At 67.4% G+C, this 11984-nt stretch carries 11 protein-coding genes; 9 read left to right on the top strand and 2 right to left on the bottom strand.

Going from position 1 to position 11984, the window contains the following annotated elements:
* Window positions 1-34: 34 nt before the first annotated feature.
* Window positions 35-625 (bottom strand): DUF3043 domain-containing protein, encoded by a 591-nt coding sequence (locus tag CXQ97_RS05210; protein ID WP_104179873.1) that lies wholly within the window; start codon window positions 623-625, stop codon window positions 35-37.
* A gap of 160 nt (window positions 626-785) precedes the next feature.
* On the opposite strand from CXQ97_RS05210, the gene CXQ97_RS05205 reads away from it, so the two are divergent.
* The 6 genes from CXQ97_RS05205 to CXQ97_RS05180 all read left to right on the top strand — a co-directional run bounded on the left by CXQ97_RS05205 (window position 786) and on the right by CXQ97_RS05180 (window position 6834).
* Window positions 786-2216: a dipeptidase gene (locus CXQ97_RS05205; RefSeq protein ID WP_104179754.1), complete on the top strand. Its 1431-nt coding sequence runs from the start codon at window positions 786-788 to the stop codon at window positions 2214-2216.
* Window positions 2217-2363: 147 nt separating this feature from the next.
* Window positions 2364-2744, top strand: coding sequence for an iron-sulfur cluster assembly accessory protein (locus tag CXQ97_RS05200; RefSeq protein WP_104179753.1), 381 nt, complete (start codon window positions 2364-2366; stop codon window positions 2742-2744).
* A gap of 170 nt (window positions 2745-2914) precedes the next feature.
* Window positions 2915-3787, top strand: a complete 873-nt coding sequence (gene coxB / locus CXQ97_RS05195) for a cytochrome c oxidase subunit II (protein ID WP_104179752.1) — start codon at window positions 2915-2917, stop codon at window positions 3785-3787.
* The gene (gene ctaD, locus CXQ97_RS05190; RefSeq protein WP_104179751.1) at window positions 3787-5514 is read left to right on the top strand and encodes a cytochrome c oxidase subunit I; all 1728 of its coding nucleotides are present in this window, start codon (window positions 3787-3789) and stop codon (window positions 5512-5514) included. Before coxB ends, ctaD begins: the two co-directional genes overlap by 1 nt.
* Window positions 5511-5912 carry a cytochrome c oxidase subunit 4 gene (locus tag CXQ97_RS05185; protein ID WP_104179750.1) on the top strand — a complete coding sequence of 134 codons (402 nt, stop codon included), beginning with the start codon at window positions 5511-5513 and terminating at the stop codon, window positions 5910-5912. The genes ctaD and CXQ97_RS05185 overlap by 4 nt, the downstream gene beginning before the upstream one ends.
* A 130-nt stretch (window positions 5913-6042) precedes the next feature.
* Complete coding sequence (locus CXQ97_RS05180; protein WP_104179749.1) at window positions 6043-6834, top strand: GntR family transcriptional regulator; 792 nt, start codon at window positions 6043-6045, stop codon at window positions 6832-6834.
* Between the two features lie 52 nt (window positions 6835-6886).
* On the opposite strand, the gene CXQ97_RS05175 is transcribed toward CXQ97_RS05180, so the two are convergent.
* Window positions 6887-7915, bottom strand: a complete 1029-nt coding sequence (locus CXQ97_RS05175) for a nitronate monooxygenase (RefSeq protein WP_104179748.1) — start codon at window positions 7913-7915, stop codon at window positions 6887-6889.
* A gap of 232 nt (window positions 7916-8147) precedes the next feature.
* On the opposite strand from CXQ97_RS05175, the gene CXQ97_RS05170 reads away from it, so the two are divergent.
* The 3 genes from CXQ97_RS05170 to CXQ97_RS05160 all read left to right on the top strand — a co-directional run bounded on the left by CXQ97_RS05170 (window position 8148) and on the right by CXQ97_RS05160 (window position 11841).
* Entirely contained in the window at window positions 8148-8978 is an 831-nt protein-coding gene (locus CXQ97_RS05170; protein ID WP_104179747.1) for a class II glutamine amidotransferase, read from the top strand.
* Between the two features lie 17 nt (window positions 8979-8995).
* On the top strand, window positions 8996-10426 hold the full coding sequence (locus tag CXQ97_RS05165; RefSeq protein ID WP_104179746.1) for a DUF2252 domain-containing protein: 1431 nt from the start codon (window positions 8996-8998) through the stop codon (window positions 10424-10426).
* A 185-nt stretch (window positions 10427-10611) separates the two neighbouring features.
* A complete protein-coding gene (locus CXQ97_RS05160) occupies window positions 10612-11841 on the top strand; it encodes a sodium:proton antiporter (RefSeq protein ID WP_104179745.1) in 1230 nt (409 codons plus the stop codon).
* Window positions 11842-11984: the final 143 nt, after the last annotated feature.

Below are 11984 nucleotides of genomic sequence, written 5' to 3'. Positions count from 1 at the left end.
CTCTTCCCGGAGGACACGGCGCACCGCGCCCGGATCAGGCGGGGTACTGTCCGCGCTTGACCTGCGGCTTCGGCAGGCGCAACCGGCGCAGCTGCAAAGCGCGGGTCACCCCGTACCAGAGGTCGCCCTGGTTGGGGCCGCCGAACTTCTCGGTCAGCTTCTTCTTCAGCTTCCGGCGCAGCAGCACGCAGTCGACGACCACGGCGACGATGAGCACCCAGAACGCCATCAGGACGGCGCTCTGTACGGCGAGGGACTGGAAGAAGCTCAGGACCACGAACACCAGCGCGGCGATCATCAGGAACTCCCCGATGTTCACCCGGGCGTCGACGAACTGGCGGATGAAGCGCCGGCTCGGGCCCTTGTCCCGCAGCGGCAGGTAGCGCTCGTCGTCGGTGTCGAGGGCCTGCCGCATCCTGGCGCGGTCATCCCGCACCGACGACTTGTCCTTGTCCCGGGCCGCCTTGCGGTCGGCAGGCACGAGCGGCCGCTTGCGGGCGGCCTGCTGCACGCTGCGCCTGGGCGTCGGGGCGCCCTTGCCCTGTACGCGCCGGGTCTCGGGGGTAGGTGAAGCGCTGTCAACGACTTCCTGGGCAGAGGGTGCTTCCTTATTTCGTCCGAACACCCCTACAGGATACCGGCTCGCCGGACGCGCCTCGCCGGTCCGGTCCTCACGGTCCGGTCGGACGGCACCGCGGACGGCCGCGCGGCCCGTCCGCCGGCCCGTCCGCCGACCCGTCCGCCGGCCCGTCCACCGCGGGAGCCCGCCTGTGTAGGGTTCTGGCATGACCTCCATGAGTACTCCTACCGCGCATCCGAACGAGCCCTCCCGCGTCGTCGAGCAGCTGCGGGCGAGCGTCGACGCGGCGTTCCCCCGGATCGTCGAACAGCTCGCCGACCTCGTCGCCATCCCCGGGATCGCCTGGGAAGCCTTCGACGCCGCCGAACTGGACCGCAGCGCCGAGGCCGTGGCCGCGCTCATCCGTGACGCCGGCATCGGGGACGTGCGCATCCTCCGCGTCGACAACGCCGGCACCCCGGGCGGACCGGCCGTCGTCGCCCGCCGCCCCGCCGTCGGCGACCGCCCGACCGTGCTCCTCTACGCCCACCACGACGTCCAGCCGCCCGGCGACCCCTCGCTCTGGGAGAGCGAGCCGTTCGTGGCCACCGAACGCGACGGCAGGCTCTACGGCCGCGGCGCAGCCGACGACAAGGCGGGCATCATGGCCCACATCGGTGCCTTCCGGGCCCTGTCCGACGTGCTCGGCGATTCCTTCGGGGTGGGGGTGACGCTCTTCATCGAGGGCGAGGAGGAGGCCGGGTCGCCGACCTTCCGTTCGTTCCTCGAGACCTACCGGCAGGACCTCGAGGCAGACGTCATCGTCGTCGCCGATTCCAGCAACTGGAAGGTGGGCGTGCCCGCGCTCACCACGAGCCTGCGGGGCCTCGTGGACGGCACCATCGAGGTGCAGGTCCTCGACCACGCAGTCCACTCCGGCATGTTCGGCGGTCCCGTACTCGACGCCCCGACCCTGCTCGCGCGGCTCATCGCGACCCTGCACGACGCCGCCGGCGACGTCGCCATCGCGGGCCTCCAGGGCGGGGACCACGCGACCGTGGACTACGCGGAAGCGGACTACCGGTCGGACGCCTCGGTGCTCGAGGGCGTGCAGCTCGCCGGGACCGGCTCCATCGCGTCCAGGCTGTGGCACAAGCCTGCGCTCTCCATCATCGGCATGGACGTCCCGAGCGTCGCCCTGTCATCGAACACGCTCCTGCCGCGCGCCCGCGCCAAGTTCAGCCTCCGCCTGGCGCCCGGCGAGGACCCGCAGGTGGCCATGGACGCCGTCCGCCGGCACGTCGAGGACCACGCCCCCTTCGGCGCCCGGGTGACCTTCACGCCGGGGGAGACCGGCAGCCCCTTCCGCACCGACACGAGCGAACCGGCGTCGCGCCTGGCACTCGACGCGCTCGAGGAGGCGTGGGGAGTGCCCGCGGTCGAAGCGGGCATGGGTGGCTCCATCCCGTTCATCGCCGACCTCACCGAGCTCTTCCCCTCCGCGCAGATCCTGATCACCGGCGTCGAGGACCCTGACTCGAGGGCCCACAGCGCCAACGAATCCCTGCACCTCGACGAATTCCGGAAGGCCGTCCTGGCCGAGGCCATCCTCCTCGCCCGGATCAACGAGGGCGGGCTGCTCGGCGACCAGGGCTGACGCCGGTCGGGGAGGGCGGAAATGTTTCGGGCCTCCCGGCCGTTAGAAGGAGAGTGGGCCCGGCGTACGATTGGACAAAGCCGTGCGCGCCACACCGCGGACGGCACTGAGAGCGGATCCACCAAGGTCCGAGCTAGGAGAGACACCATGAGCACACCGACCACCGAAGCAGAGGCCCTGCAGGAGTCCACGGACCTCCCTGTCCACGAGGTCGCCCTGTCCGACGTCGCGGCAGGCAAGGTGCGCAGCCTCCTCGAGCAGGAGGGTCGCACGGACCTCCGCCTGCGCGTCGCCGTACAGCCCGGCGGCTGCTCGGGACTGATCTACCAGCTGTACTTCGACGAGCGGGTCCTCGACGGCGACGCCGTCCGCGACTTCGACGGCGTCGAGGTCATCGTGGACAAGATGAGCGTCCCGTACCTGTCCGGCGCATCCATCGACTTCGAGGACACCATCTCGAAGCAGGGATTCACCATCGACAACCCGAACGCAGGCGGTTCCTGCGCATGTGGAGACTCCTTCCACTAGCACGTGGCGAAAGGCCCGGAACACCCCGAAGGGGAGTGTTCCGGGCCTTTCGCATGTCACCGGATCGCGGGTCTTACAGGTAAGCTCTACAGTGAGTAGTAAAACTGGATGTGCACCCCGGGCAGCTTGATGAGCGGGTGGCAACGCACGTAGAAAAGGAAGGTCCGTCTGTGAGTTCGCAGGACCGAACCGGTAGCAAGCGCGTCAGGATCACGAAGATCTCCAGCATCACGCTGGCCGGCGCCCTCCTACTGACCGGCTGTTCGGCAGAAGCCCAAAAGGGCTGGCTTCCGGCAGACCGTGACAACACCAACCACACCGGAGCCATCACGGATCTGTGGGTCAACTCGTGGATCGCGGCCCTGGCCGTCGGTGTCATCACGTGGGGCCTGATCATCTGGTGCATGGTGGCGTACCGCCGCCGGAAGAACGACACGGGATACCCCCGGCAGATGAGCTACAACCTGCCGCTGGAGATCTTCTACTTGACGATCCCCCTCTTCATGGTGCTCGTGTTCTTCTACTTCACCGAGCGGGACATCGCGAGCATCGACGCCCGCGTCGAGGACCCCGACGTGATCGTGGACGTCCGCGGCAAGCAGTGGTCCTGGGACTTCAACTACGTCAACGAGGACAAGTACTCCACCGGGGTACAGGCTCACCTCACGGGGGAGGCGGGCCAGATCGAGGACCTGCCGACCCTGTACCTGCCCGTCAACCGGACGGTCGAGCTCCAGCTCAACGCCCGCGACGTGCAGCACTCCTTCTTCGTCCCCGGCTTCCTGATGAAGCGCGACCTCTACCCGGGGCGCACCAACTACATCAACCTGACGCCGACCAAGGAAGGCATCTTCGCCGGCAAGTGCGCGGAGCTGTGCGGCCAGTACCACTCGGAGATGCTCTTCAACGTCGAGGTGGTCTCGCAGGAGGAGTTCGACGCGCAGATGGACCAGCTCGAAGACGGTCAGCTCGGCGACGAGTACGACCGCGACTCCTACCCGGAGGATGATCCCGATACCGACCCAGCCAGGAGCAGCAGCTGATGTCCACCTTCGAATACACCCTTGAGGAAGCCGGCACCGTAGCCGCTCCCCGCGTGGTCCCGCGGTCCAAGGGACGCATCGTCGTCAACTGGATCACCTCGACCGACCACAAGACGATCGGGTTCATGTATCTGATCTCGTCGTTCGTCTTCTTCTGCTTCGCCGGTGTGATGGCCCTGATCATCCGTGCCGAGCTCTTCGAGCCGGGCATGCAGATCCTGCAGACCAAGGAGCAGTACAACCAGCTGTTCACGATGCACGGCACCGTGATGCTGCTGATGTTCGCGACGCCCCTGTTCGCGGGCTTCACCAACTTCGTCATGCCCCTGCAGATCGGCGCACCCGACGTCGCCTTCCCGCGGCTGAATGCGCTGGCGTTCTGGTTCTTCCTGTTCGGCAGCACCATCGCCGTATCCGGGTTCATCACCCCGCAGGGTGCCGCTTCGTTCGGCTGGTTCGCCTACGCCCCGCTCTCGAGCACGACGTTCTCGCCGGGCGTCGGCGGAGATCTGTGGGTCTTCGGCCTCGCCCTGTCGGGCTTCGGCACCATTCTTGGCGCCGTCAACTTCATCACCACGATCATCTGCATGCGCGCGCCGGGCATGACGATGTGGCGCATGCCCATCTTCACCTGGAACGCGCTGATCACCTCGATCCTCGTACTGATGGCGTTCCCGCCGTTGGCCGCGGCCCTGTTCGCACTCGGAGCCGACCGCCGCTTCGGCGCGCACATCTTCGATCCCGAAGCCGGTGGAGCCATCCTGTGGCAGCACCTGTTCTGGTTCTTCGGCCACCCCGAGGTGTACATCATCGCGCTGCCGTTCTTCGGCATCGTCTCGGAGATCTTCCCGGTCTTCAGTCGCAAGCCGATCTTCGGGTACAAGGGCCTCGTCTACGCGACGATCGCCATCGCCGCCCTGTCGGTGACCGTCTGGGCGCACCACATGTACGTCACCGGTGCCGTGCTCCTGCCGTTCTTCGCCTTCATGACGATGCTCATCGCGGTCCCGACGGGCGTGAAGTTCTTCAACTGGATCGGCACGCTCTGGCGCGGTTCGCTGACGTTCGAGACGCCCATGCTGTGGAGCCTTGGCTTCCTCGTGACGTTCCTCTTCGGTGGTCTCACCGGCATCATCCTCGCCTCGCCGCCCCTGGACTTCCACGTGTCGGACACGTACTTCGTCGTCGCACACTTCCACTACGTGGTCTTCGGTACCGTCGTGTTCGCGATGTTCGCGGGCTTCTACTTCTGGTGGCCCAAGTTCACCGGCAAGATGCTCAACGAGCGTCTCGGCAAGATCCACTTCTGGATGCTGTTCCTCGGCTTCCACGCCACGTTCCTCATCCAGCACTGGCTCGGGGTCGAGGGGATGCCGCGCCGCTACGCGGACTACCTCCCCGAGGACGGTTACACGGTGATGAACCAGTTCTCCACCTTCGGCTCCTTCATCCTCGGGGCGTCGCTGATCCCGTTCTTCTGGAACGTCTACGTCACATGGCGCACCGGCAAGAAGGTCGAGGTCGACGATCCGTGGGGCTTCGGTGCCTCCCTCGAGTGGGCGACGTCCTGCCCGCCGCCGCGCCACAACTTCACCTCGCTGCCGCGCATCCGCTCCGAGCGCCCTGCCCTGGACCTGCACCACCCCGAGCTCCAGCAGACGCACACGCCCGATGACAGTGCCGCCAGCTTCCTGGGTTCGGCCGACCGAGAGGATGCCAAGGCATGAAGATCGAGAAGAACCTCTTCCTGTACGGGGTCCCGTTCTTCCTGCTGGTGGCGACGGTCTACGGCTTCCTGGTCGAGTGGGCGGAACCCGTGGGATTCCTCGCGCTCTACCTCACCGCCGGGCTCGCAGGCATGATCGGCTTCTACCTCGCCTTCACGGGCAAGCGCGTCGGAGCACGCCCCGAGGACCGCCTCGATGCCGAGATCCACGAGGGGTCCGGTGAACAGGGTCACTTCAGCCCGTGGAGCTGGTGGCCCCTCGTCCTCGGCCTCGCGGCCGCCACCGGCTTCCTCGGCATCGCCATCGGGTTCTGGATCCTCTACATCGGGCTCGGCCTCGCAGTGATCGCCCTCGTCGGGTGGGTCTTCGAGTACAGCCGCGGGTACCACGCCCACTAGCACCTCCTGATCGTGATCGACAAGGGAGCCCGCCCTGTGCGGGCTCCCTTTCGCGTGCCGGGGCGATACTCGTGGGACCAGTCAGTGCCTCCGGCCGCGACCGCGACCGGCGTAGGAAGGAGACCGTGCCATGGCCGTGCTGCCCAGGCCGTTCGACGCGGACCGGCTCGATGACGCGTCCGGCACGCCCAAGCACGTGCAGTTGCGTGAGAGTCTGCGACGCTACGTGCGCCAGTTCGGCGAACCGGGAGCCGGCATCCCGTCCGAGCGACAGTTGAGCGAGTACTTCGGGGTGGCGCGGATGACCGTCCGGCAGGCCGTCGACGCGCTCGTCGCGGAGGAGGTGCTCGAACGCGTCGTGGGCCTCGGGACGTTCGTGGCGAGGGCCAAGGTGGACCTCCACATGAAAATGACCTCCTACACGGAGGAGATGATCCGGCGCGGCATGGTGCCGGACGCCCGGGTCCTCAGCTTCGAACAGCAGGGGGCCACGCCCCTGGTGGCGAGGGAGCTGCAGATCGAGATCGGGCAGCCGGTCGTACGGTTCCGCCGCCAACTCCTCGCCGACGGGGAGCCCATGAGCGTCGACGAGAACTTCCTCCCGGCGCACCGGGTGAAGGGCCTCCTCGACGGTCCTCCGCCCACGTCCCTGTACAACGTGCTCAGCGAGAAGTACGGGCTCGTCATGGAGTGGGGTGAGGACACGATCGAGGCGACGGCGGCATCACCCTCGATCGCGCGCCTGCTCAACGTGGAGATGAACGCGCCGCTGCTGAAAATCCAGCGCCACGCCTATGTCGCGCGCGCGATGATCGACTACTCCGTGTCCTACTACCGGGCGGACCGCTACAAGCTGTGGGTGCCGCTGCAACGGCCCGGTGTCCGGACTCCGCGCGCGTACAGCTCTAAGCGCCTCGGCTGACCTCCACGCCTCCTCCGGAGGACGGCGGTGTCGCGGGTGGGAGGTGCCGGTGTCAGGGCGCGAGGTCGGCCATGATGTCGGCGGCCGGTCCGGTGCGGGTGGTGCGGTAGCCGGTGCCGGCCCAGAGATGCAGGGCCTGCAGGTCGTTCTTCGCGGCCGCCGCCGCGCGCAGGGGCGCGGTGATGTAGTGGATCTGAGGGTAGGCGTGCCCGCTGCGCTCGTGCATGTCCATGAACCGGTTCCGCAGGCCTCGGGCGGGCCTGCCGGTGAAGGCGCGGGTGACTTTCGTTTCGGTGAAGGCCGGGTCCTGCAGGGCCGCGCGGTGGGCGGGGCTGGTTCCTGCCTCGTCGGCCAGCAGCAGGGCGGTCCCGATCTGGACGGCTGCGGCGCCGAGGGCGAGGATCCCGCGGACCTGGTCGCGGGTGCCGATGCCCCCTCCTGCGATCAGCGGCAGGCCGACGGCGTTCCTGACGGCGGTGATCAGGTCGGGGAGCGGTTCGGTGCCCGGCTCGACGGCGGGGTCGAACGTGGCGCGGTGACCACCGGCGTCGGGACCCTGCACGACCAGGATCGTGGCTCCACGATCCTCGGCTGTGCACGCCTCCGCCGTGGAGGTGACGGAGACGGCGGTGTGGATACCCAGCGTGTTCAGCTCGTCCAGGACGTCGGCGTCCGGGCAGCCGAAGGTGAAGGAGACGACGTCGGGTCTCAGGTCGCGGATCACCCCGAGCTTGCCCTGGAACATGTCGTCGTCCCATCTCGGGGTGCCGACCTCGATGCCGTACCCGGCGGCTTCGTCCTGCAGTTCCTGCCGGTAGGCCTCGAGCTCCTCGTCGTCGGCGTCGTTGGCGGACACGACGAAGAGGTTCACGCCGATCGGGCCCCGCGTGAGGGTCCGGGTGCTGGTGATCTGCTCCGTGAGCTGCTGCGGGGTCTTGTTCCCGCCCGCGAGGAAGCCCATCCCGCCCGCATTGCTGACTGCGGCGACGAGTTCCGGGGTCGAGGGCCCGCCGGCCATCGGCGCACCGATGATCGGCCGTCGGAGGTCGAAGGGCAGGGTCACAGGCTGGGACAGGGGCATCTAGGAACCCTATCGCCGACGAAGCGGAGTGCAACCCCCGAACCGGCGATCGGTGGCCTGCCCGGTGTCTCCGTCCTGACACCTCGAGAAGCTCTGCCGCCGGGAGACGGCGTGCCTGCCGCTGTGGTGCCCTCACCGGGATCCTTGCGGGCGGGCAGCCCCCCGGTTCACCCTTGCAGGGTGATCCTCCCCGGTTGCCGGCATGTTGCGATGTTGCCGGAAAGGACTACTCATGTGTCGTTGGATCGCCTATTCCGGTTCGCCCGTCAATCTCGAGGCCCTCCTGTACAAACCGGAGCGCTCCCTGGTGATGCAGAGCAAACACTCCCGGTTGGGGGCTGAGACAATCAACGGGGACGGATTCGGGGTCGGCTGGTACTCGACGCCTCCCCGCCCGGGCCTCTTCCACAGCACCGACCCCGCGTGGAACGACAGGAATCTCCGGGAATTGGCGGCACTGGCGTGGTCCGGCCGGGTGTTCGCCCACATCCGCGCGTCCACCGGCACCGCGGTCCAGCAGACCAACTGCCATCCCTTCCGCCATGACCGATGGCTCTGGATGCACAACGGCCTGATCAACGGCTTCCCCAGGATCAAACGAGACCTGACGCTCGCCGTCGATCCGGACCTGTTCCCGCTGATCCAGGGGTCCACCGATTCGGAGCTGTTCTTCTACCTGGCTCTCACCTTCGGGCTCGAGGAGGATCCTCCAGGGGCTGTCGCGCGTGCCGTCGGGCTGATCGAGGACATCGGCCGAAGCCACGGCGTCGAGTTCCCGATGCAGATGACGGTGGCAGTGACCGACGGGGACACGACCTGGGCCTTCCGCTACTCCAGCGAAGGACGGTCCCGCTCCCTCTTCCGAAGCACGGACATCTCGGCCCTCCGGGCTCTGCACCCGACCCACGAGTTGCTCCAGGAGCTCTCGGGCGACGCGCGACTCGTGGTGTCCGAGCCGCTCGGCGACCTCAAGGGCGCGTGGCAGGAGGTGCCGGAGGCCTCCTACCTGGTGATCCACGGCGCCCAGGCCGAAGTAGCACCCTTCGCTCCCACTCCGGTGTAAGGGGGAGGTCCACGATCATGACCCAGGGAAAAGTGAAGCACCGGACCGTCGAGGAACGTGCTGCAAAGGGCAAGCGTCACAGGAAGACACCGGTCTCCAGTCATACCGGCTGGGTACCCTCCCCGGACCGTCCGGATCCTGTCGCGCTGCTCGAGGAGCAGAACCTCACCCGCGAACAGGACCTCGTCCCGGTGCGGCACGGTCGGATGCTGGTCTCCCCGTTCACGTTCTACCGGGGTGCGGCCAAGATCATGGCCGCCGATCTGAAGGACACGCCGAGGGCGGGCCTGGTCACCCAACTGTGCGGGGACGCCCACCTGTCCAACTTCGGCGTGTTCGCCTCGCCGGAGCGGCGTCTGCTGTTCGACCTGAACGACTTCGACGAGACACTTCCGGGGCCGTTCGAGTACGACGTCAAGCGCCTGGCTGCGAGTTTCACGATCGCTGCGAGGAACAACGCCTTCACGAGGGACGACGCGCTCGAGGTGACGCTCACGGCGGTGCGGGCCTACCGCGAAGCCATGGCCCGGTTCGCGCACATGCGCACGCTGGACATCTGGTACGCCCACCTGTCCGACGAGGAACTGATGGAGGCCATCGACCTGGCGGTGGCGACCCAGAAGGGCAAGGCCCTGAAGAAAGCCGAGGGTATCGGGAAGGCGGCGCGGAAGAACATCGGCAAGGCACGTACCAGGGACAGCCTGCAGGCACTCACGAAGCTCGCCGAGCACGTCGACGGGAAGTACCGGATCGTCAGTCAGCCCCCGGTCGTCATCCCGGCCCGGGACCTGGGCCGATCGTTCGGCCTGTCGGCCGACGAGGTCGAGCAGGTGATTCGCGAGCAGCTCCGGTCGTACCGGGCCACGCTGTCCCGGGACCGGCGTCACCTGCTCCAGCGCTTCGAGGTCGTCGACGTCGCCCGCAAGGTCGTGGGTGTCGGCAGTGTGGGCACGCGCGCCTTCATCGTCCTGCTCCAGGGCCGGGATCAACAGGATCCGCTGTTCCTGCAGGTCAAGGAGGCGACGAGGTCAGTCCTCGAGGACCACCTGCCGAAGAGCCGGTTCCGCCAACCGGGCGAACGGGTCGTGCAGGGGCAGCGCATGATGCAGGCCGCGAGCGATATCTTCCTGGGCTGGACCAAGGGGGCACAGGAGAACAGGTACCTGTACTGGCGCCAACTGCGTGACATGAAGGGCTCGGCCGTCGTGGAAGGGATGGACCCGCTCGGCATGACGTTCTACGCCAACGCCTGCGGGTGGACTCTGGCGCGGGCGCATGCCCGGTCCGGTGACCCCGTCGCGATCGCCGCCTACCTGGGGAAGAGCGACAAATTCGACCGCTCCATCACCGACTTCTCCGAGCGCTACGCGGACCAGAACGAACGCGACTACACGTCCTTCGCCGATGCGGTCCGTTCCGGACGCCTGGAAGCCACCGCCGCCGACTAGGAACCGCCCCCGACCCACAGGAAGTCGAGCCATCTCATGAACACTCCGTGGGATCGCGAGCGGCAAGTCCGGGTCATCTCATCCCCTACGGGTCATGCCGCCACCCGTCCGGGGAGCTATCGTCGCCGCATGAATCGTGCCGCGATGTCGGCGGCAGTGCTCGATGCTCGGGAAGGTCAGGACTGATGACGGAGTCGGCTTTCGCTCTTCTGATGGTGATCATCTTCGGCTGGGCAGTGACCTCGAATCGACTCGGTGGATGGAACATCACCGGGCCCTTCGTCTTCCTGCTCGCGGGCTTCCTGCTCGGAAACCAGTCCTGGGGCCCGGTCCCGATCGACGCGAAGGCGCCGTCGGTCCATCTTCTCGCCGAACTGACGCTCGCGATGCTGCTGTTCTCGGACGCGGTGAGGGTGAACGTCGCCGACTTGAGGCACGACTTCCGGGTGCCCGCGCGCCTGTTGGGAATCGGCCTTCCGCTCACTCTGGTCTTCGGCACTGTCGCCGCCGTGGTGCTCTTCGGCGACTTCAGCTGGGCACTCGCGCTGTTCGTCGGTGCCGCCCTCGCCCCTACCGATGCGGCGCTCAGCGCCCAGGTGATCAACGATCAGCGGGTTCCCGTACGCGTGCGCCGCGTCATCACCGTCGAGAGCGGGCTCAACGACGGAATCGCCACCCCGATCGTCGTGTTCTCGCTCGCCCTGGTGGCCGGCGAGCTCGGCACCCATGGCGGCGACCACGCCGCGATCCGGCCACTGCTCGAACTGGGTATCGGGACAGTGGTCGGCATCGCTTTCGGATGGGGCGGCGCCAAACTCATTGCCTTCGCCTCGGCCCGCCACTGGATGAGTTCCGGTGGCCGACGTCTTGCAACACTGGCTGTCGCGCTCGGCAGCTTCGCTGGGGCTGTGACCTTCGACGGCAACGGGTTCATCGCGGCCTTCGTTGCGGGAATCGCGTTCAGCGCGGCCCTGGAGCAGGGCACCGATCAACAGCACGAATTGAGTGAACTCCCGGAACTGCTGGGAGAACTGCTCGCGTTCGGCGTCTGGTTCCTCTTCGGCGCGGCGCTGGTGCCGGTCGCCTTCGAGCTCCTCTCGGTGTGGGTGTTGCTCTACGCGGTAGCGAGCCTGACGTTCATCCGCATGATTCCCGTTGCGCTGGCGTTGGCCAGAACCGGGCTGGACAGGTCGACGGTGTTGTTCGTGGGGTGGTTCGGGCCGCGTGGCCTCGCCTCGATCGTGTTCGCGCTGCTGGCCATCGAAGAGCTCGGAGATTCGGAGCCCATCCGACTCGCGATCTCCATCGTCAGCATCACCGTCCTGCTCAGCGTCGTCCTCCACGGAGTATCGGCCGGCCCGATCGGGCGTCGATATGCCCTGCAGCACAGTGACGCCCTCACCGACGGCAGATAGGAACGAGCCTCCACGGCGTCCCGGACAGCCGGGGGTCTGAGCCGTCCACGGCATGATGCGGCCCTTCTGTCTCCCACATCACCCCCGGGGGATGACGTGAGACGCCGGCCTGAGCACTACCATCGTCGCCATTGTTCCCTGAA

The sequence above is a fragment of the Arthrobacter sp. B0490 genome (genome assembly GCF_002929355.1).
In the GTDB taxonomy this organism is placed as follows: domain Bacteria; phylum Actinomycetota; class Actinomycetes; order Actinomycetales; family Micrococcaceae; genus Arthrobacter_D.
The sequence above is the reverse complement of the archived record's forward strand: the minus strand, read 5'-3'. Positions and strand labels throughout refer to the sequence as shown.

What these genes read in the sequence shown, in the direction of transcription:
- CXQ97_RS05205 (WP_104179754.1), top strand. Translation starts at nt 786, where the DNA reads ATGACCTCCATGAGTACTCCTACCGCGCATCCGAACGAGCCCTCCCGC.
- CXQ97_RS05200 (WP_104179753.1), top strand. Translation starts at nt 2,364, where the DNA reads ATGAGCACACCGACCACCGAAGCAGAGGCCCTGCAGGAGTCCACGGAC.
- ctaD (WP_104179751.1), top strand. Translation starts at nt 3,787, where the DNA reads ATGTCCACCTTCGAATACACCCTTGAGGAAGCCGGCACCGTAGCCGCT.
- CXQ97_RS05185 (WP_104179750.1), top strand. Translation starts at nt 5,511, where the DNA reads ATGAAGATCGAGAAGAACCTCTTCCTGTACGGGGTCCCGTTCTTCCTG.
- CXQ97_RS05180 (WP_104179749.1), top strand. Translation starts at nt 6,043, where the DNA reads ATGGCCGTGCTGCCCAGGCCGTTCGACGCGGACCGGCTCGATGACGCG.
- CXQ97_RS05175 (WP_104179748.1), bottom strand. Translation starts at nt 7,915, where the DNA reads ATGCCCCTGTCCCAGCCTGTGACCCTGCCCTTCGACCTCCGACGGCCG.
- CXQ97_RS05170 (WP_104179747.1), top strand. Translation starts at nt 8,148, where the DNA reads ATGTGTCGTTGGATCGCCTATTCCGGTTCGCCCGTCAATCTCGAGGCC.
- CXQ97_RS05165 (WP_104179746.1), top strand. Translation starts at nt 8,996, where the DNA reads ATGACCCAGGGAAAAGTGAAGCACCGGACCGTCGAGGAACGTGCTGCA.
- CXQ97_RS05160 (WP_104179745.1), top strand. Translation starts at nt 10,612, where the DNA reads ATGACGGAGTCGGCTTTCGCTCTTCTGATGGTGATCATCTTCGGCTGG.